The 17,597-nt window shown below is 71.5% G+C and carries 14 protein-coding genes; 7 read left to right on the plus strand and 7 right to left on the minus strand.

Features of this window, described 5'->3' with window-relative positions; genetic code table 11:
• Nucleotides 1-55: 55 nt before the first annotated feature.
• Nucleotides 56-3,796 (minus strand): S8 family serine peptidase, encoded by a 3,741-nt coding sequence (locus ABZ808_RS18490; RefSeq protein ID WP_357007637.1) that lies wholly within the window; start codon nt 3,794-3,796, stop codon nt 56-58.
• A gap of 170 nt (nt 3,797-3,966) precedes the next feature.
• Between ABZ808_RS18490 and fabG the strand changes: the two genes are divergently transcribed.
• Nucleotides 3,967-4,725 (plus strand): 3-oxoacyl-ACP reductase FabG, encoded by a 759-nt coding sequence (gene fabG, locus ABZ808_RS18495; RefSeq protein WP_357007640.1) that lies wholly within the window; start codon nt 3,967-3,969, stop codon nt 4,723-4,725.
• Between the two features lie 54 nt (nt 4,726-4,779).
• Here fabG and ABZ808_RS18500 read toward each other — a convergent pair whose 3' ends face one another.
• Together ABZ808_RS18500 and ABZ808_RS18505 are read right to left on the minus strand one after the other, a co-directional pair.
• The gene (locus tag ABZ808_RS18500; protein ID WP_357007642.1) at nt 4,780-5,196 is read right to left on the minus strand and encodes a hypothetical protein; all 417 of its coding nucleotides are present in this window, start codon (nt 5,194-5,196) and stop codon (nt 4,780-4,782) included.
• Nucleotides 5,189-5,584, minus strand: a complete 396-nt coding sequence (locus tag ABZ808_RS18505; RefSeq protein WP_357007645.1) for a hypothetical protein — start codon at nt 5,582-5,584, stop codon at nt 5,189-5,191. Before ABZ808_RS18505 ends, ABZ808_RS18500 begins: the two co-directional genes overlap by 8 nt.
• Before the next feature lie 241 nt (nt 5,585-5,825).
• Here ABZ808_RS18505 and ABZ808_RS18510 point away from each other — a divergent pair, with 241 nt between their 5' ends.
• Nucleotides 5,826-6,725: a Gfo/Idh/MocA family oxidoreductase gene (locus tag ABZ808_RS18510; protein WP_357008218.1), complete on the plus strand. Its 900-nt coding sequence runs from the start codon at nt 5,826-5,828 to the stop codon at nt 6,723-6,725.
• Nucleotides 6,726-6,849: 124 nt separating this feature from the next.
• On the opposite strand, the gene ABZ808_RS18515 is transcribed toward ABZ808_RS18510, so the two are convergent.
• The gene (locus ABZ808_RS18515) at nt 6,850-7,041 is read right to left on the minus strand and encodes a DUF2795 domain-containing protein (protein ID WP_357007648.1); all 192 of its coding nucleotides are present in this window, start codon (nt 7,039-7,041) and stop codon (nt 6,850-6,852) included.
• Nucleotides 7,042-7,254: 213 nt separating this feature from the next.
• On the opposite strand from ABZ808_RS18515, the gene ABZ808_RS18520 reads away from it, so the two are divergent.
• The gene (locus tag ABZ808_RS18520) at nt 7,255-8,508 is read left to right on the plus strand and encodes an erythromycin esterase family protein (RefSeq protein ID WP_357007651.1); all 1,254 of its coding nucleotides are present in this window, start codon (nt 7,255-7,257) and stop codon (nt 8,506-8,508) included.
• 96 nt (nt 8,509-8,604) lie between these two features.
• Here the strand turns inward: ABZ808_RS18520 and ABZ808_RS18525 are convergent, their stop codons facing one another.
• From ABZ808_RS18525 to ABZ808_RS18535, 3 genes are all read right to left on the minus strand, one after another.
• Nucleotides 8,605-10,818 carry an MMPL family transporter gene (locus ABZ808_RS18525; RefSeq protein WP_357007654.1) on the minus strand — a complete coding sequence of 738 codons (2,214 nt, stop codon included), beginning with the start codon at nt 10,816-10,818 and terminating at the stop codon, nt 8,605-8,607.
• Nucleotides 10,818-11,405 (minus strand): helix-turn-helix domain-containing protein, encoded by a 588-nt coding sequence (locus tag ABZ808_RS18530; RefSeq protein ID WP_357007656.1) that lies wholly within the window; start codon nt 11,403-11,405, stop codon nt 10,818-10,820. The genes ABZ808_RS18525 and ABZ808_RS18530 overlap by 1 nt, the downstream gene beginning before the upstream one ends.
• Before the next feature lie 99 nt (nt 11,406-11,504).
• Nucleotides 11,505-11,939 carry a helix-turn-helix domain-containing protein gene (locus ABZ808_RS18535; RefSeq protein WP_357007659.1) on the minus strand — a complete coding sequence of 145 codons (435 nt, stop codon included), beginning with the start codon at nt 11,937-11,939 and terminating at the stop codon, nt 11,505-11,507.
• A 74-nt stretch (nt 11,940-12,013) separates the two neighbouring features.
• On the opposite strand from ABZ808_RS18535, the gene ABZ808_RS18540 reads away from it, so the two are divergent.
• The 4 genes from ABZ808_RS18540 to ABZ808_RS18555 all read left to right on the plus strand — a co-directional run bounded on the left by ABZ808_RS18540 (nt 12,014) and on the right by ABZ808_RS18555 (nt 17,589).
• The gene (locus ABZ808_RS18540) at nt 12,014-13,486 is read left to right on the plus strand and encodes an MFS transporter (RefSeq protein WP_357007662.1); all 1,473 of its coding nucleotides are present in this window, start codon (nt 12,014-12,016) and stop codon (nt 13,484-13,486) included.
• Complete coding sequence (locus tag ABZ808_RS18545) at nt 13,483-14,442, plus strand: ATP-dependent DNA ligase (RefSeq protein ID WP_357007665.1); 960 nt, start codon at nt 13,483-13,485, stop codon at nt 14,440-14,442. Before ABZ808_RS18540 ends, ABZ808_RS18545 begins: the two co-directional genes overlap by 4 nt.
• Before the next feature lie 221 nt (nt 14,443-14,663).
• Entirely contained in the window at nt 14,664-15,113 is a 450-nt protein-coding gene (locus ABZ808_RS18550; RefSeq protein ID WP_357007667.1) for a helix-turn-helix transcriptional regulator, read from the plus strand.
• A gap of 94 nt (nt 15,114-15,207) precedes the next feature.
• Entirely contained in the window at nt 15,208-17,589 is a 2,382-nt protein-coding gene (locus tag ABZ808_RS18555; protein WP_357007669.1) for an excinuclease ABC subunit UvrA, read from the plus strand.
• The last annotated feature ends 8 nt before the right edge of the window (nt 17,590-17,597 follow it).

Here is a 17,597-nt window from a genome sequence, read left to right on the forward strand (position 1 = left end):
CGTGACGTCCGGCCGGTCGGTGCCGGCCGGACGTCACGCGGTCAGGGCAGGACGATCAGCGCACGCCGAACGCGCGCAGCACGGTCTGGTTGATCGAGTTGCCTGAGCTGTCCGCGGCGCTGGCCCGCAGCGACACGAACGTGGCGCCCTTCGGCGCGCTCAGCTTCGTCGTCCACAAACCGTCCTGCGAACGGTCCAGCGACTGCTTCTGCCAGTGCGCGCCGTCGTCGTACGAGATCTCCAGGGTGACCGGCCGGATGGTGCCGCACCCGGTGGCGCCGGGCAGGTGGCTGGCGGAAACGGTCAGATTGGTGCGGGCCTTCGCGGTGCCGGCGGCGTCGGTGTCGACGCCGTAGTCGAGCTGGAGCAGCGGTAGCACCGCCGACTCCACCCCGGCAGCCGGCGCCTTCGACTGGAACGTCCACTCGGTGCTGGTGCTGGTCGAGTACCGGCCGCCGGTCGGGTCCTGGGTGGTCCCCACCATCAACCGGTACGGCCGATTAGCCGCGCTCGGCGCGGTGCCGCTGATCCACGTGCTGGTGCTCTCGGCGAGCAACGTCCGGCCTTGGTAGAGCTTGTTGGTCTGCCCGGCGCCGTTCAGCGCCATGCCGACGTGGTCGGCGCCGCCCCAACCGGGCACGTCGAGGTTGAGAGCGTCGCCGGAGCGGGTCGGCAGCTTGAAGTTGTTGTTCAGGTGCGGGCGTTCGATCGGCTCGAAGAACTGCTCGCTGTTCCTGCTGCCGGCGCGGAAGCTGGTCCGGGGGTCGATCTGGTATGTCGCGGAGTCGAGGTACGCCTCCTGACCCCACGTGTACAGGTCGCCGGTGGACACCCAGTCGGTACGGACCGCGGCGAGCGGCCGGTTGCTGGTCTGGCCGATGCCCCAGTTGTTGTACGACGGCCAGTCGTACCGGAACTCGCTGCCCCGGGCCTGCGGCGTCGGGGCGGTGAAGCCGACGTCGATCCGGGCCAGCGTCTTCGGAGTCTCGGCCCGGCTCAGGCTCCGCGGAATCCGGTTGTGGTACGCCTGGACCAGGTCGTACACGTAGTCGGCGACCGGCTGCGAGACCACCTCGACCTTCGTGGGCCCGCGCTGAATCTGCCGGATCAACTCCTCGCCCTCGTCGGAGCTGAGCATCGCCACCTCGATCGGGGTGGGTGTAGAGAAGTCGATCGAGTAGTCGCGCACCTCGCGCCCCGGGAAGTCGTTGACCACCAGCATCATCTTCGCCCCGGCGGCGGTCGCCGCGGCAGCCTGCTCGGAGTCGTTGACCTCCCAGTTGCGCCGGACCACGGCCACCGCGCCACGGGCCTTCAGCCCGGCGTAGTCACTCGCCGCGCCGTTGCCGGCGAAGACCGTCGGCAGCGTCCACCTGCCCTTCGGCAACTGGGTGGTGCCCTGCTGGCGCACCACGTCGTCGAAGTTCACCTTTGCGGTGCCGACGGCCAGCACCGGCTGCTCCTTGCGCCAGCGGGCGCCGAGGTAGAAGTCGCCGTGTCGCACGTCCCGGCTGGTGGGCTGCGCCCAGAAGCTGTCGAAGAACACGCCGCCGACGATGAACGAGCGCCAGCGGCCCTCGCCCTGAGACCGGTAGTACTCCAGCCGGGTGAAGGTGTCGGCGGTCTGCTGCGGCACCGTCGACTCGACCCGGCGGGCCGCCTTTCCGTCCAGCCGAACCGTGGTGTCCTGGCGCAGGTCGATGTCGGGGTTGCCGAGCAGCGCCAGGCCGAGCGAGTTCGGGCCGTGACTGCCGGTGACGTTCAGGAAGCTCATCGCTGAGTAGACGCCTTCGGACAGGTAGAGCTGCACCGTGCCGTCCGGGTCGGTCTCGACGAAGTTGATGTCGTAACTGCCCGGCTGACCCAGCTCGATGACGCCGGTGGCGGGCTTGCCGGCCCGGTCGGTCATCTCCAGGCGAAGGTGGTGGTACGGGGTGAACGTGCCAACCCCGATGGCGGTGCGGGCCAGCACGGCCCGGTCCGGCCCGGCGGTGGCGACGACCTGACCGGTGTAGCGGCTGCCGGCGCTGGCCCGGGTGGTGTTCGTGGTCAACGTGACCGTGGCGGTGCCGTTCGCGGGCACGGTCAGCTGCGTCGCGGACACGCTGAAGAGTCCGGTCGGCGCGTTCGGCGCGTCTACCGACAGGCCCAGCGTGATGGGCTGACCGGTGGTGTTGGTGTACGTCACCGGGTGGGTGCTGCCGCCCGCCTTCGCGGTGTCGGAACCCACGCTGGTGGAGACGGTGCCCGTGGCGATGACCGGGGCGCGGACCGCGGCGGCGACGTCGACCCGGCCATTGCCGGCCTGGAAGGCGTCGTACTGCGCGGTGGCCTTGGTCGTGCTGACCAGGGCGTCCTTGAGCTGCTGGCCCGTCCAGTCCGGGTGCTTCGCGGCGAGCAGGGCGGCAGCGCCGGCAACGTGCGGCGCGGCCATCGAGGTGCCGTTCATGGTCTGGTACGAGCCCTCGCCGGGCGCGTACTGGGAACGGGCCGCGAGCACCCCGACGCCGGGCGCGGTCAGTTCGGGCTTGATGGCCTCGTCGCTGAGCCGGGGGCCCTGGCTGGAGAACGAGGCGAGCTGGTCGCCACCGTCGACCGCGCCGACGGTCAACGCCGCGTCCGCCGCGCCCGGGGCACTCACACTGCCCGGCAGGCCCGCGTTGCCGGCGGAGATGACGAACAGGGCGCCGGTCTCCGCACTGAGCGCGTTGACCGCCTGGCTCAACGGGTCGGTTCCGTCGCTGGGCTGGCTGGAGCCCAGGCTCATGTTGACGACGCTGGCATCGGCCTCCCGGGCCGCCCACTCCATGCCAGCGAGGATCCAGGAGTCCATTCCGTAGCCGCCGTCGCTGAGCACCTTGCCGACAGCGAGCCGGGCATCGGGGGCGACACCCTTCTCGCGGCCACCGGAGGCGGCGCCGGTGCCGGCGATGGTGGAGGCGACGTGGGTGCCGTGCCCGACCCGGTCGGTGATCTCCTCGCCGGGCACGAACACGGCGGACGCGCTGATCCGGTCGGTCAGGTCCGGGTGGGCTTCGTCGATGCCGGTGTCCAGCACGGCAACCCGTACGCCCGCGCCGGTGTTGCCGCCGGCCCAGACCGCGGGGGCGCCGATCTGCGCTGTGGTGTCGGCAAGGTCGGCGTGTACCCGCCCGTCCAGCCAGATTTTGGCGATCCCGCCGGAGAAGCGTCCCTCGCCGCCGGTCGCGGCGGTCGCCTTCGCGGTGGAGGTGGCGGTGATCGCGGCCCAGAACTCGTCGGCCCTGTCGCGATCCTCGCTCAGCGCGACACCCGAGATGCTGCTCAACGTACGGGTGCGGGTCGCACCGGTGGGTACGGCACCGGCACGCAGGCCGGCGGCACCGGCGTCGTACGACACGATCAGCGGAAGGTGGTCCACCCGCTTGTCGTCATAGCCGTCGGCGATCAACCGGGTGACGTTGAACAGCCGCTTGTCCAGGGTGTTCGCGGCCACGTAGGGCAGCACCGACTGTGGGTAGACGTACAGGTCGTCGCCGGCCTCGACCACCCGTACCGGCGTCGAGGCGCCGTCTGGACGCCGTACGTCGAGGGTGCCGCCGTTGGCGTTCCGGCGGGTGGTGACAGTGTCCCCGGTGATCAGGGTGACCGAGTGGGTGCCGGGTGGGGTGGGCAGGCTGGTCGCGGGGGCGGCGGTGGCGCCGGGATCGACCGGGCCTCCGGGGGCGGCGGCCAGGGCGGGTGAGCCACCGGTCGCCGCGAGGGCCGCGGAGATCACGGCGGCGAGCCAGGCTCCACGGGTACGCGAGAACGTCACGTGATGTCGTTCCTTGCCTCGTCGTCTGTTCGCTGACGGGTGACAGCGATCGCGAGGCTACGTGTGGAAGATCATCTCGTACAGGCCCGTGAACAAACCATGGTCATCCTGATAACTAGCAGTGGAAGGTTAAGCTCCTTCGATCGACCCCACGTCACCGGGAGGTAATCATGTCGGAGGAGTCCCGCGTCGCCATCGTCACCGGAGCCGCACGCGGCATCGGCGCGGCCACCGCCCGGCGACTGGCCGCCGACGGCATGGCCGTCGCTGTCGTCGACATCGACGAGGCCGCCACCAAGGAGACGGTGGACGCCATCGCAGGCGCGGGCGGCCGCGCCCTCGGCGTGGGTGCCGACGTGTCCGACCGTGCGCAGGTCGAAGCGGCCGTCGAGCGGATCGCCGCCGAGTTGGGCGCGCCCACCGTGCTGGTCAACAACGCCGGCGTACTCCGCGACAACCTGCTGTTCAAGATGACCAACGCCGACTGGGACACGGTCATGGGGGTGCACCTGCGCGGCGCGTTCCTGTTCAGCCAGGCCGCTCAGAAGCACATGGTCGAGGCGAAGTGGGGCCGGATCGTCAACCTCTCCAGCACCTCCGCGCTGGGCAACCGGGGCCAGGCCAACTACGCCGCCGCCAAGGCCGGCCTGCAGGGCTTCACCAAGACGCTCGCCATCGAGCTGGGGCCGTTCGGGGTGACCGCCAACGCGGTCGCGCCAGGCTTCATCGTCACCGACATGACCGCCGCCACCGCCGCCCGGATGAAGGTCGACTTCGAGGACTTCCAGAAGCACGCCGCCGCCGAGATCCCGGTCCGCCGTCCGGGTCGCCCGGAGGACGTCGCGCACACCATCTCGTTCCTGACCAGCGAGGGGGCGGGCTTCGTCTCCGGCCAGGTCATCTACGTCGCCGGTGGCCCGCGGGCCTGACCCGTACTCCCGACGGGGGCGCTCCATCCACCAGGGAGCGTCCTCGTCGCCTGGTCAGGCCGGGTCGCGGCGGGTCCGCCAGAGCCAGAACAGGCCGAGCACCGGCAACACCAGCGGGATGTAGCCGTACCCGCTGCCGAACTGCGACCACACCGTCTCGTCGGGGAAGAGCTCCTTGTCGACCAGGCTCAGGACGCCGACCACGACGACCCCGACCAGCTCCACCGTGCAGCAGGCCAGTGCCACCCGCCGACCGGCGTGCCCGGCGCGGGCCAGCCCCACCGCGGCCACGATGTAGATGAGCGCGGCCACCGCGGAGAGCAGGTACGCCACCGGCGCCTCGTCGAACTTGGTGGCGATCTGCAGGCCGGCACGGCTGGTCGCCGCGATAGCGAAGATCAGGTAGACGGCGATCAGCAGGCGACCCGGCCCGCTGTTCGTGGTACGACGCGCCGGTTGTGTCTCAACCACCAAGCACCTCCCAGGTCTGCTGCAACCGGACCACCACCACCGGGGTCACCAGGCAGACCGCGCAGACGATCCCGGAACCCCACCGGGTCGGCTCCATCCGGGCCAGCACCCAGGCCAGCGGCGGCAGGCAGACCAGCGTGACCAGGTAGCCGAAGAACGCGCCCGGCTCACCGGGGCGGTCGCCGCCACCGATCGCGACCAGCGCGAGCACGCCCAACGCGAGCAGCGCCAGTTCCAGGAGAGCCAGGCCGGCGAACTGCACCCGGTCCGGTGGCCGGTGACGTACCGCCATGACCAGCGCCCACACCGCGACGAGCAGCGACAGCACGATAGATACCGTCGCGAGGAGCCCGTCCACCGGCGAGTTGGCCGCCGCAGCGCTGGTCATCGGCCCCACCTGGTCGTTGCCTCGGTCACCGGCACAGCCTACTAACTGTCGTAGTACCCCTCGATGCTGCCTCGCTGTCGTCTGCCGGGGCGGCCCGGCCGGCGTCGGCTCCGCCTGCCCGGCATCGCCATCGTGAACACTCCGGTTGGTCAACCCGCCGCCGCCGTGCCTGGTGGGGCGACTAGCGTGGATCACGCCCGTGGCGTCGCCGCGGTGCGGGAAGACGGCGGAGGTACACGTGCTGCGGTTCGGCTTGTTCGGCACCGGTCACTGGGCGATCGAGACGCACGGGAAGGCGTTGCACGCACACCCGGACGCGGAACTCGTCGGGGTGTGGGGGCGTAACCCGGAGCGGGCCGCCTCCCTGGGCGAGATGTACGGGGTGCCGACGTTCAACGACATCGACGCCCTCATCGAGCAGTGTGAGGCGGTCGCCGTCGCGCTGCCGCCGGACATCCAGGCCGACATCGCGGTCCGGGCGGCCACAGCCGGCCGCCACCTCCTGCTGGACAAGCCGCTGGCGCTCACCGACGCCGACGCCGACCGGGTGGTCGCCGCCGCCGACGCGTCCGGGGTCGCCTCGGTCGTCTTCTTCACCCAGCGGTTCCAGCCGAACGTCACCGCGTTCCTCGCCGCGACCGCCGCCGCCGGTGGCTGGCAGCACGGTCGGACCACCGCGTTCGCGTCGATCTTTCAGGAGGGCAGCCCGTACGGCGGGTCGCTGTGGCGTCGGGAGCACGGCGCACTCTGGGACATCGCCCCGCACGCGCTCTCGATCCTCCTGCCGGTGCTCGGCCGGGTGACCCAGGTCGCCGCCATGGACGGGCCGAGCGGGATGGTGCACCTGTTGCTCACCCACGAGGGCGGCGCCACCAGCAGCGCCTCGCTCTCCCTGGACGCCCCGACCGAGGCGATGGCCCGGGAGTTCGTGTTCTACGGCGAGAACGGCATCGAGACCGTTCCGCTCGGCGAGTACGACGCCGCCACGGCGTTCGGTGTGGCCATCGACCAGCTCATCGAGCAGGTGCAGGCCGGCACCCGCGACCACCGCTGCGACGTCCGCTTCGGCCGCGAGGTAGTCAACATCATCTCCGCCGCCGAAGCCGCCCGAACCACTTCCCGCACAATCTCCCTCCCCTAACGCCCCCACCCCCACCCCGTTGATCATGAAGTTAGCGACGCCCGGCACGGCGTGTCGGGACACTAACTTCATGATCAACGGGGGTGGTCGGGGTGGGCGGCCCAGAGGGCGGGGCGGTGGGGGTTCAGGACAGGGTCGTCAGCGCGGCGGCCAGTTCGTCTGGGGACTCGAACTGCTCCACCGGCAACGCCTGCAACATCTGCAACAGGGCGGTGCTGGCCCCGTTCTCCTGCCCCCAGCGGACCAGGTCCTCGCGGGAGACCGGGTAGTCGAGCCCGGCCAGGTACTCCTGCAACTGCACCCCGGTGACGGTCATGCCGGCCGGCTACCCGCTCGCTCCGGGCGTACACCGGGACGGTCGGCGGTGTCGTCCACCCGGCGGCGGCCCACGGACGGCGCGACCGACGGCCCGGTCCACGCGGCCCACGGGTGGCGCGACCGACGGCCCGGTCTGCGCGGCCGGGTGGACGGCGTGTCGGCGGGCGGCGCGCCGACGGTTTGTTGAAGCGGTCGCCGGGTAGCCGCTGCCATGCTGGTTCAGCGGCTCGGCGCGCCGAGCGACTTCGACCCGTTGCTGGAGCGCGTCCGGGACGCCCGGGTGGTGATGATCGGTGAGTCCACCCACGGCAGTTACGACTACTACCGGCTGCGCGAGCAGCTCACCCGCCGGCTGATCGCGGAGTGTGGCTTCTCCTTCGTGGCCGTGGAGGGCGACTGGCCGGACTGCGACCGGGTGCACCGCTCGGTCACCGCCGCGCCGGGCGGGGCGCTGGATCCACAGAACGCGTTGGAACGGTTCGAGCGGTGGCCGACCTGGATGTGGGCGAACGCCGAGGTGGCGCGCTTCTGCAGTTGGTTGCGGGCGTGGAACCTGGAGCGGCCGGAGCAGCAGCGGGCCGGCTTCCACGGGCTCGACGTGTACAGCCTCTGGGAGTCGATGCAGGCGATCTTCGACTACCTGGGGGAGGAGGATCCGACCTCGCTGGAGGCGGCGCAGGACGCGTACCGGTGCTTCGAGCCGTACGGCAAGCGGGTCGAGGATTACGGCGCGGCGAGCCGGTTCGTCTCCGCCCGGTGTGAGGAGGAGGTGATCCGGCTGCTGGCGCGGACCCGGGAGCATGCGCTCTCCGACGGCCCGGACCGCTTCTCGGCCTGGCAGAACGCCGAGGTGGTGGCCGGCGCGGAACGCTACTACCGGGCGATGGTGGGCGGTGGCCCGGATTCCTGGAACATCCGCGACACCCACATGCAGGACACCCTGGACCGGCTGCTGCAACGGTACGGCCCGGAGGCCCGCGGGATCGTCTGGGCGCACAACACACATGTCGGTGACGCGCGGGCCACCGACATGGCCGCGGACGGGATGGTCAACATTGGTCAGTTGGCCCGGGAGCGGTACGGCGACGACGCGGTGACGTTGATCGGGTTCGGCAGCTACCGGGGCACGGTGATCGCCGCTCCCCGGTGGGGCTCGCCGCCGGAGGCGATGGTGGTGCCGCCGGCGCGGGAGGGCTCGGTCGAGCGGCGGTTGCACGAGCTGATGCCGGAGCGGGCGGTGCTCGTCTTCGGCGGTGACCAGCCGGGCTGGGTCACCGACACCGCGGACCACCGGGCGATCGGGGTGGTCTACGACCCGTCCTTCGAGTCCTGGGGCAACTACGTGCCGACGCGGCTCGGTGAACGCTACGACGCCTTCATCTGGTGCGACGAGACCACCGCCCTGCACCCGCTGGCCGTTCCCGCCGTCCCAGGAGAGATGGAAACCTACCCAGCCGGGGTGTGATCAAGGCTGGCGTCGATCATGGAGTTGTGGTGCGGGACGAAGGGCCCGGATCGGGGCACATCAGGCACCACAACTCCATGATCGACAGGGGCGGGGTTAGACCCGGGTTGGGACGTGGTCTGGCAGTTCGGTGCGCAGGCCCTCGCCCTCGATGTCGACGTTGGGCAGGGCGCGGTTCAGCCAGCGCGGCAGCCACCACGCCCGGTCGCCGAGCAGCGACATCACCGCGGGGACGATGGTCATGCGGACCACGAAGGCGTCGATGGCCACACCGATGGCGAGCGCGAAGCCCATCGACTTGATCACCGGGTCCTCGAGGAAGACGAAGCCACCGAACACGGAGATCATGATCAGGGCGGCGGCGGTGACCACCCGGGCACCGTGCCCCATGCCGCTGATCGTGGCCTGCCCGGCGGTCTCGCCGTGCACGTAGTCCTCCCGCATGCGGGACACCAGGAAGACCTCGTAGTCCATGGCGAGGCCGAACAGGATGCCGATGAGCAGGATCGGCAGGAAGCTGATCAGCGGGGCGGGACTGTCCAGGCCGACCAGGCTGGCGAGGTGCCCCTGCTGGAAGACCGCCACCGTGATGCCGAACGTGGCGGCGACGGTGAGCAGGAAGCCCAGCGCGGCCTTGATCGGCACCAGCAGCGAGCGGAACACCAGCATCAGCAGCAGGATCGAGAGCCCGACCACCAGCAGCAGGTAGACCGGCAGCGCGTCGGAGAGCTTCTCGGAGACGTCGATGCCGACGGCGGTGACGCCGGTGAGCAGCACCTCGGCGTCGGGGATCCCGCGCACCGCGTCGCGGATGTCGTTCACCACGGTTTCGGTGGCCTCGTCGGTCGGGCCGGTCTTGGGCACCACCCCGAGCAGCGCGGTCCGGCCGTCCGGGCTGACCTGCGGCGGCGCCACCGCGAGGACGTTCTCGGTGCCCTGGATGAGGGCGGTGACCTGCGGCACGGCGGCAGAGGTGGCCTGCGGCGTGTCACCGGCGACCACCACCGCGAGCCGGCCGGTGAAGCCCGGCCCGAAGCCCTCGGTGGTCAGGTCGCTGGACACCCGTTCGGGCGAACCGACGGCCGCCGTCGACGGGTCCGGCAGGGCCAGCCGCATGTCCGGCGTGGGCAGCGCGAGCAGCCCCAGGCCGAGCAGGCTGAGCAGGATGACCGGTACCCGGAACCGGGTCACCAGGCGTGCCCAGCGGAAGCCGAAGGCGGACCGGTCCTCGGTCGGCGCGGTCGCGGCCGCGGGCTGGTGGTCGTCGAGGTCCGGGCCGGGCGCGGCAGCGGTAGCCGAGCGCAGCCGGCGGGGGAGCACCCGGCGGCCGGCGAAGCCGAGCAGCGCGGGCTGGAGGGTGATCGCGACGAGCACCGCGACGGTGACGGTGCCGGCTGCGGCGAGACCCATCACGGTGAGGAACGGGATGTTCACCACCGCCAGCCCGGCCAGGGCGATCACCACGGTGGCGCCCGCGAAGACCACGGCGGAGCCGGCGGTGCCCACGGCCCGGCCGACCGCCTCCTCCGGGGAGAGGCCGTCGATCAGGTTCTGTCGGTGCCGGGAGGTGATGAACAGCGAGTAGTCGATGCCGACCGCGAGACCGAGCATCAGCGCCAGGATCGGCGCGGTGCTGGTCAGCTCGATGACACCGCTCAGCGCGAACAGGCCGGCCATGCCGACGCCCACGCCGATCAGGGCGTTGAGCAGGGTCATCCCGGCGGCGACCAGCGAGCCGAACGTGATGACCAGAACGATCGCGGCCACCAGTACGCCGAGCGCCTCGGTGGAGCCGACTTCCGGCTCACCACCCAGCACCTCGCCGCCCGGTGCGACCTGCCAACCCTTCGCCTCGGCGGCGGCACCGACCTCCTCGTACGCGGTGCGCTGCTCGTCGGTCACCCCGTCGAAGCCGTTCGCGAACTGGACCTGGACCAGCGCGTACCGGCCGTCGGGCGAGACCGCGCCGACCTGGAGCGGGTCGACCGCGCCGACCACGCCGGGCAGCGCGGAGGCCTCCCGGACCAGCTCCCGCAGCACGGTCTGGCCCTCGGCGCTGGCCAGTTGGCCGTCCGCCGGTGCCTTGACGGCGATGGTGCCGGTGGTGCCGCTGGCTACCGGGAACTGTTCGGCGAGCAGGTCGAGGGCGCGCTGGCTCTCGGTGCTGGGCATGGTGAAGTTGCTCGCCGTCGGGCCGCGCAGGGTCGCCGCGGCCAGACCGGCGGCGACGAGTACGACGAGCCAGAGCGCGACGACGAGCCGTCGCCGGCGCAGCGCGCCCCGGCCGAGCCGGTAGAGCAGGGTGGCCATCAGGAGTCCTTGTCCTCGGTCGTGGATGGTTGGGGCAGAGTTGCATCGACGGGCGTGATTCCGCGTCGGACGAGGGTGAGCAGGGCGACGCGCAGTTCGTCGTCGGGTACGTCGACGAACTCGGCACACGCCTCGGGGATGCCGGCCAGCAGCACGAACGCGGTGATGCGGGCGGCTGGCAGATCGGAGTGCCCGGCCAGGGCGTCTCGCAGGCGTTCGGAGATCTGCTGGATGTGGGCGAAGGCCGGTTGGCAGAGCAGCTCCGCGAATTCGCCGCGCAGGAGCGCGATCTCCCGCCGGAACCGGACGGCGAGGTCGACGAAGCCGGCTGCCGCGGCTGCCTGGCCGTCGGCGCCGGTGTGGCCGGCGAGCTGCTCGTCGAGGTCCCGCAGCACCGAGATGGCCGGTGCCATCAGCTCGGCGAGCAGGGCTTCCTTGTTGGCGAAGTGGTAGAGCACGGTGGCCTTGGAGCAGCCGACCTCGCGGGCGATGTCCTGCAGGGAGGTGCCCCGGTAGCCGGTCACCGCGAACTGTCGCGCCGCCGCGGCGAGGATCTCGCCGTGCGTCTCGGACACTGCTCTCGCCATCACTGATCCACCTCCGCAGACCAGCATGCCTGACCGATCGGTCAGACCTGACCGATCGGTCAGAGATCTGTGGTGGCGTTCCCCACACCCGGACCGGGTTTACCCGGCGTGCTCCCGGTCGTACCTGGTCCGCGCCTCGGCGATGGCCCGGCGGTGCCGCTCGGCCCAGTTGGTCAGGGCGACGAGCGACTCGTACAGCTCCATCGCCATCGGGGTCGCCGTGTACTCGACCTTGGGCGGCACGGTCGGATAGACCCGGCGGTGCAGCAGACCGTCGCGTTCCAGGTTGCGCAGCGTCAGCGTGAGCATCCGGCGGCTGATCCCCTCGATGTGCCGCTCCAACTCGGTGAAGCGCACCGGTCCGTTGGAGGCGGCCACCAGGATGCTGATGCTCCACTTGCCGCCGACCCGGTCGAGCACCTCGCGGACGGTGCACGCCCGGGCCTGCCCCGGGGTGAACGGCACGTCGCCGGCGGCGCAGGTCAGCTCCGCCTCGACCAGCGCGGACACATCGCTGTTCCTCTGGGACATCACAGTGCCTCCTTCCGCTCCGACTCATGGTCACAGACGATGGCGTCGGTAACAAAGCGTGCACCTAGGAGGGTTCCATGGACCGGGTCGTCCCGTCCCGCTGGCCGGCGCTGCTCGTGCTCTGCGCCGGCAGCCTGATGATCATCTTGGATGGCAGTGTGGTGGCGGTCGCGCTGCCCGCCGTCCAGCGCGACCTGGGCTTCACCGCCCCCGGCCTGGCCTGGGTGGTCAACGCCTACCTGGTCGCGTTCGGCGGGCTGCTGCTGCTCGCCGGCCGACTCGGCGACCTGCTCGGCCGGCGGCGCGTCTTCCTGGCCGGCGTCACGCTGTTCACCCTGGCCTCGCTGGGCTGTGCCGTGGCGACCGGACCAGCCCTGCTCGTCGCCGCGCGGTTCGGTCAGGGCGTCGGCGGCGCGCTCGCCATGGCGGTCAGCCTCGGCATGATCGTCCGGCTCTATCCCGGGCCAGCCGAGCGGGCTCGCGCCATCGCGGTCTTCAGCTTCACTGGCGCGGCCGGCGCCTCGATCGGGACGGTGGCTGGCGGTTTGCTCACCGAACTGGCCGGCTGGCGGTCGATCTTCCTGGTCAACCTTCCGATCGGCGTGCTCATCCTGGTCGCCACCGTCCGCACCCTTGCCGCCGAACGGGGGATCGGCCTGCGGGCGGGCCTCGACGTACCCGGTACCCTGCTCGCCACCTCCGGACTGATGGCCGCTGTGCTGGGCATCGTGGGCACCGGTGAGCACGGCTGGACCAGCCCTCGGACCCTCGGCGCGGCGGCGCTCGCGGCACTGCTGCTCGGCGGGTTCGCCGTCCGCCAGCGCACGACGGCGACCCCGCTGCTGCCGGGCCGGGTGCTGCGCATACCGGGCCTGGTCGCGGCGAACACCGTGCAGTTCCTCATGGTCGCCGCGTACTTCGGTTTCCAGTTCCTGCTCGCCGTGGAGCTGCAACTGGTCCTCGGGCTGGACGCGGCAGCCACGGGCTGGGCCTTCCTGCCCACCCCGGTGGTGATCGCCGTGATCTCGCTCGGCCTGGCCGGTCGGCTGATCGCCCGCTGGGGCGCCCGGACCGTGCTGCTGGTCGGGCTCGGCCTGGCGACCGTCGGCTTCCTGCTGCTCGCCCGGCTGCCCGCCGACGGCGGCTACCTCACCGACGTACTCCCCGCGATGGTGGTCTTCGGGGTGGCCGGCGGCCTGACCCTGCCGGCGGTCACCACCCTGGCCATGGCCGGCGCGACCGACACGGACGCCGGGCTCGCGTCCGGGCTGGCCAACACCACCCAGCAGATCGGCGGCGCGGTCGGCCTGGCCGCGCTGAGCACCCTGGCCGCCGCACGCGCCGACGGCCTGCGGACCGCCGGCTGGGACGAGGTGGCCGCGCTGGCCGGCGGCTACCGGACCGCGTTCGCGGCGGCCGCCGCCCTGGTGGTCACCGCGCTGCTGGTCGCGCTTGCCACCCTGCCCCGCGCGGATCGCCGGAACCGACCCGCGCCGAAGCGCCGCGTCCGGTTGACCGACAGCTCCCCGGCCGGGAGGGTGATCGGGTGACCGAGGCTGACGAGACCCGGGACGGCGTGGCCCTGACCAACCTGGACCAGCCGCTGTCCGACCGCGCCGACGCGACCAAGCGGGACCTGGTCGACTACCTCGACGCGGTCCGGGAGCCGATCCTGAAGCAACTGCGCGACCGGCCTCTGTCGGTGATCCGGGTCCGCCCGGGGCAGCCGCCGTTCATGCAGAAGAACCTGCCGAAGTACACCCCGGACTGGGTCCGCCGGGTGCCGGTCTGGGCCGAGGCGTCGCAGCGGGAGATCTCGTACGCCCTCTGCGACGACCGACGGACCCTCCTCTGGTTCGCCAACCAGCGGGCGGTCGAGTACCACCCGACGCTTGCCACCGCGACCGACCTGGGCCGCCCGACCCACCTGGTGCTCGACCTGGACCCACCCGAGGGCGACGGGTTCCGCGCGGCGGTCGGCGCGGCCCTGCTGGTCCGCCAGGCGCTCGCCGACGCCGGTCTGACGGGGGCGGTCAAGACCAGCGGCGCCAAGGGTGTGCACGTCTTCGTCCCGGTGGCCGATGAGCCCACGGCGGAGGAGTTGGCCGCCGCCACCCGCGCGCTCGCCGCCCGTGCCGAACGGCTGGACCCGGCGCTCGCCACCACGGCGTACATCAAGGAGGACCGGGGCGGCAAGGTCTTCGTGGACGCCACCCGGGCCGGCGGGGCGACGGTCGTGGCCGCGTACAGCCCTCGGCTGCGTCCGGGGATGCCGGTCTCCTTCCCGGTCGACTGGGCCGACCTGACCGAGGTGGCCCCGGCCGACTTCACCATCCGGACCGTGCCGCCGCTGGTCGCCGCCGCCGACCCGTGGGCCGCGCTGATGCCGGCGCCGCAGGCGCTGCCCGCCGACCTGGTGGCCGAGGGGCGCACCATCCCGGTGGCCCGCGTGCAGGCCATGCACGAGGGCAAGCGCCGGGCCCGCGCCCGCCGCGAAACCGCCTGACGGTACGCCTCGACGGGGCGCTGCCCAGCGCGGCGCGGCCTGCTCGGCTCTGCCCGTACCCGCCCGGCTCTGCCCGTACCCGCCCGGCTCTGCCCTACCCGCCCGGCTCTGCCCTACCCGCTCGGCTCGGCCCGCCTGCCCGCTGGGGCGTTGCCGCGATCCGCGGTGCCGGGCGGGTCGGCGATCCAGGTTTGTCGGTGCCATGTGGCACGATTTTCCGGGTGAGCAGCAGACCCGCCGCAGCCCAGCGCCTGAGCGATCTCGCGCGGCTGCGCCGTGTCCGCGACCGGATCGACCGGGAATACGCGCAGCCGCTGGACGTCGAGGCGCTCGCCCGGGGTGTCCACATGTCAGCTGGGCATCTCAGTCGGGAGTTCCGGCTCGCCTACGGCGAATCTCCGTACAGCTATCTCATGACCCGCCGCATCGAACGCGCGATGGCCCTGCTGCGCCGGGGTGACCTCAGCGTCACCGATGTCTGTTTCGCGGTCGGCTGCTCGTCGCTCGGCACCTTCAGCACCCGCTTCACCGAGCTTGTCGGCGTGCCGCCCAGCACCTACCGCCGGGAAGCGGCGGACGCGACCGACGGCATGCCATCCTGCACGGCCAAACAGGTGACCAGACCGATCAGAAATCGAGAAGCGCAGGTCACGCGACCGCGCCTAACGTGACCGTCACGGGTCGACGCGGCGTGGGTGACCCGTCGAGCGCGACCCGACCGGCGCCACCCGGAGGCGCAGCGCCCGCCCGACAGATGGAGACACGATGAGCAAGGCCACGGACTCGTCCGCGCCGCATGCCGCCGACCGCCACGACCTGATCCGGGTGCAGGGCGCTCGCGTCAACAACCTCAAGGACGTCACGGTCGAGCTGCCGAAGCGTCGGTTGACGGTGTTCACCGGCGTCTCCGGTTCGGGCAAGAGCTCGCTCGTGTTCGGCACCATCGCCGCCGAGTCGCAGCGCATGATCAACGAAACGTACAGCGCCTTCCTGCAGGGCTTCATGCCGACGCTGACCCGGCCCGAGGTCGACGTCCTGGACGGGCTGACGACGGCGATCATCGTCGACCAGGAGCGGATGGGCGCCAACGCCCGATCCACCGTCGGCACCGCCACGGACGCCAACGCGATGCTGCGCATCCTCTTCAGCCGGCTCGGGCAACCGCACATCGGCTCGCCGAACGCGTTCTCCTTCAACGTCCCGTCGGTCCGGGCGACCGGCGCGATCACGGTCGAGCGTGGCGCCGGCAAGACGAAGACCGAGAAGGCGACCTTCAACCGGCTCGGCGGCATGTGCCCGCGCTGCGAGGGCATGGGCTCCGTCACGGACTTCGACCTGTCCGCGCTCTACGACGACAGCAAGTCGCTCAACGAGGGTGCCGTGACGATCCCCGGCTACAGCATGGAGGGCTGGTATGGGCGGATCTTCCGTGGTTGCGGCTTCTTCGACCCGGACAAGCCGATCAGCACATTCACCAAGAAAGAGTTGCAGGACCTGCTCCACAAGGAGCCAACCAAGATCAAGATCGAGGGCATCAACCTGACGTACGTCGGCCTGATCCCGCAGATCCAGAAGTCGTTCCTGGCCAAGGACATCGACACGCTGCAACCGCACATCCGCGCCTTCGTGGAGCGGGCCGTGACGTTCACGACCTGCCCGGAGTGTGCCGGCACCCGGCTCAGCGCGGAGGCCCGGTCCTCCATGATCAACGGTAGGAACATCGCCGACGTCTGCGCGATGCAGATCAGCGACCTGGCCGACTGGGTCCGAGGCATCGCGGAGCCCTCGGTGGCGCCGCTGCTCGCCGGGCTGCAACACCTCCTCGACTCGTTCGAGGAGATCGGGTTGGGCTACCTGTCCCTCGACCGGCCGTCGGGCACCCTCTCCGGTGGCGAGGCGCAGCGCACCAAGATGATCCGCCACCTCGGCTCGTCGCTCACCGACGTCACCTACGTCTTCGACGAGCCGACCATCGGGCTGCACCCGCACGACATCGCGCGGATGAACAACCTGCTGCTGCGGCTGCGCGACAAGGGCAACACCGTGCTGGTCGTGGAGCACAAGCCGGAGGCGATCGCCATCGCCGACCACGTCGTCGATCTCGGCCCCGGGGCCGGCACCGCCGGTGGCGAGGTGGTGTTCGAGGGCACCGTGGACGGGCTGCGGGCCAGCGACACCCTCACCGGCCGGCACCTGGACGACCGGGCCAGCGTGAAGACATCGGTACGGACGCCGTCGGGCGTGCTGGAGGTGCGGGGCGCGAGCACCCACAACCTGCGGGACGTCGACGTCGACATTCCGCTGGGCGTGCTGGTGGTGGTGACCGGGGTGGCCGGGTCGGGTAAGAGCTCGTTGATCCACGGCTCGGTGTCCGACCGGGAGGGCGTGGTGTCGGTCGACCAGAGCGCGATCCGCGGGTCGCGTCGGAGCAACCCGGCGACGTACACCGGGCTGCTGGAGCCGATCCGCAAGGCGTTCGCGAAGGCCAACGGTGTGAAGCCGGCACTGTTCAGCGCCAACTCCGAGGGCGCCTGCCCCGGCTGCAACGGCGCCGGCGTCATCTACACCGACCTGGGAATGATGGCCGGTGTGGCGGCCACCTGCGAGGAGTGCGAGGGCAGGCGTTTCCAGGCTTCGGTCCTGGAATACCGGTTCGGTGGCCGCGACATCAGCGAGGTGCTCGCCATGTCGGTGACCGAGGCGGAGCGGTTCTTCGCCGACGGCGAGGCGCGTACGCCGGCCGCGCACGCCATCCTCGACCGGCTCGCCGACGTCGGCCTCGGTTACCTGAGCCTCGGCCAGCCGCTCACCACCCTGTCCGGCGGCGAGCGGCAGCGGCTCAAGCTGGCCACGCGGATGGCCGAGAAGGGCGGCGTCTACGTCCTCGACGAGCCGACCACCGGCCTGCACCTCGCCGACGTCGAGCAGTTGCTCGGCCTGTTGGACCGGCTCGTCGACTCCGGCAAGTCGGTGATCGTCGTCGAGCACCACCAGGCCGTCATGGCGCACGCCGACTGGATCATCGACCTGGGTCCGGGTGCCGGTCACGACGGCGGCCGGATCGTCTTCGAGGGCACCCCGGCCGATCTCGTCGCCGCCCGCTCGACGCTCACCGGCGAGCACCTCGCGGCGTACGTCGGCGGCTGAGCCCGCGA

Source organism: Micromonospora sp. NPDC047527 (assembly GCF_040643015.1).
Classification (GTDB): domain Bacteria; phylum Actinomycetota; class Actinomycetes; order Mycobacteriales; family Micromonosporaceae; genus Micromonospora.